This is a genomic window from Arthrobacter sp. Dra40 (genome assembly GCF_059091905.1).
The window spans coordinates 1-2372 of sequence record NZ_JBNHHB010000415.1 but is presented as its reverse complement, the minus strand read 5'-3'; the positions used below and the strand labels follow the sequence as shown (position 1 = coordinate 2372).

Genomic DNA, 2372 nt, shown 5'->3' with positions numbered 1-2372 from the left:
GTGCGTACGAAGCACGTCCCCCAGCGCGGTGACCACCGACTCGGTGGCTTTGAAGCTTGCCATCGAAATCACGACCGGCCCGGAATGCCCGTCGCTGAGATCCGGCACCGTGAGTTCCTGGGCATTCAGGGTCACGGCGCCGTCGTCGCGGCGCTGCAGCCGGCCGCGCACCACCACGATCAAATCTTCGGCGAGCACCGTGGCGATCGGCGCGTACGCCTGGCCGAAGAACATCACTTCCATCGAACCGCCCAGGTCTTCGACCTCGGCGCGGGCATAGGCGTTGCCGCTGTTCTTGGCGATCCGGCGCTGCAGCGAGGTGATCATGCCCGCGATGGTGATGATTTGTCCGTCCGGCGGGCCGTCCTCACCGATCACGGAGGTGATCGACATGTCGGCGTGCTGGCTCAGGATCCCGTCCAGTCCCTGCAGCGGATGGTCGGAGACATACAGCCCGAGCATGTCGCGCTCGAACGCGAGCTTGTCCTTCTTGTCCCATTCGGGCAGATCCGGCACGTCAACGGCGAGCCCTCCGGCGGTTTCCCCGCCGTCGTCGAATGCGCTGAAGAGGTCGAATTGGTTGGCGGCCTCGTTGCGCTTGAGCACAATAACGGAGTCCACCGCTTCCTCGTGGATCATGGCGAGGGCACGGCGGGGATGGCCCAGCGAGTCGAAGGCGCCGGCCTTGACCAGCGATTCGATCGTGCGCTTGTTGCACACCACGGCCGGAACCTTTTGCAGGAAATCGCTGAAGCTGGCGAAATTGCCCTTCTCCTCGCGTGCAGCCACCATGGCGTGCACCACGTTCGCTCCGACGTTGCGGATGGCACCCATGCCGAAGCGGATGTCGGTGCCGACGGGGGTGAAGTTCAGCGCCGATTCATTCACGTCCGGCGGCAGCACGGTGATGCCCATGTGCCGGCATTCATTCAGGTACAGCGCCAATTTGTCCTTGTCGTCGCCCACCGAGGTCAGCAAGGCGGCCATGTACTCGGCCGGATAGTGCGCCTTGAGGTAGGCCGTCCAGTAGGACACCAGACCGTAGGCGGCCGAGTGCGCCTTGTTAAACGCGTAGTCGGAGAACGGCAGCAGGATGTCCCACAGCGCCTTGACGGCTGCCTCGGAGTAGCCGCGGTCCACCATTCCCTGGTGGAAACCGGCGTACTGCTTGTCCAGCTCCGATTTTTTCTTCTTGCCCATGGCGCGGCGCAGAATGTCCGCCTGGCCCAGCGAGAAGCCGGCCACCTTCTGGGCGATCGCCATCACCTGCTCCTGGTAGACGATCAGGCCGTAGGTGGTGTCCAGAATGTCCCGCAGCGGTTCTTCCAGCTCCGGATGGATCGGTGTTATTTCCTGGACGCCGGTCTTGCGCAGGGCGTAGTTGGTGTGCGAGTTCGCACCCATCGGCCCCGGCCGGTACAGCGCGATTACGGCGGAGATGTCTTCGAAGTTGTCCGGCCGCATCATCTTCAGCAGCGAGCGCATCGGTCCGCCGTCGAGCTGGAACACGCCCAGGGTATCGCCGCGGGCGAGCAGTTCGTAGGATGCGCGGTCGTCGAGGTCGAGCGTTTCAAGGTCCAGATCCACGCTCTGGTTCAGCTTGATGTTCTCGATGGCGTCGGTGATGATCGTCAGGTTGCGCAGGCCGAGGAAGTCCATCTTGATCAGGCCGAGGCCTTCACAGGTGGGATAGTCGAACTGCGTGATGACCTGGCCGTCCTGCTCGCGGCGCATGATCGGGATGATGTCGATCAGCGGCTCCGACGACATGATGACGCCGGCCGCGTGCACGCCCCATTGGCGCTTCAGGCCCTCCAAACCCAGCGCGGTTTCGAAGACCTTCGCGGAGTCGGGATCGGACTTGAGCAGTTCGCGCATCTCCTCGGCCTCGCCGTAGCGCTTGGCGTCGGGATCGTGGACTTCCTTCAGCGTCAGGCCCTTGCCCATCACATCCGGCGGCATGGCCTTGGAGAGCCGCTCGCCGGTGGAGAACGGGTAGCCCATCACGCGGGACGAGTCCTTCAACGCCTGCTTAGCCTTGATGGTGCCGTAGGTGACGATCATGGCCACCCGGTCGTCACCGTATTTTTCAGTGACGTATTTGATCACCTCCGGGCGGCGCCGGTCGTCAAAGTCAACGTCGAAGTCAGGCATCGAGACGCGGTCCGGGTTCAGGAAGCGCTCGAAGATCAGACCATGCTGGAGGGGGTTCAGGTCGGTGATGCGCATCGCATATGCGACCATGGAGCCGGCACCGGACCCTCGGCCCGGACCCACCCGGATGCCGTGGTCCTTGGACCAGTTGATGAAGTCGGCGACCACCAGGAAGTAGCCGGGGAAGCCCATCTGGAGGATGATGCCGATCTCATATT

Annotated in this window: 1 protein-coding gene; it reads right to left on the bottom strand. The window is 63.4% G+C overall.

What is annotated here, in order from left to right; translation table 11 throughout:
* The coding region (gene dnaE / locus AC5RWT_RS36645; protein ID WP_494084503.1) for a DNA polymerase III subunit alpha at positions 1-2372 on the bottom strand (2372 nt) is incomplete at both ends.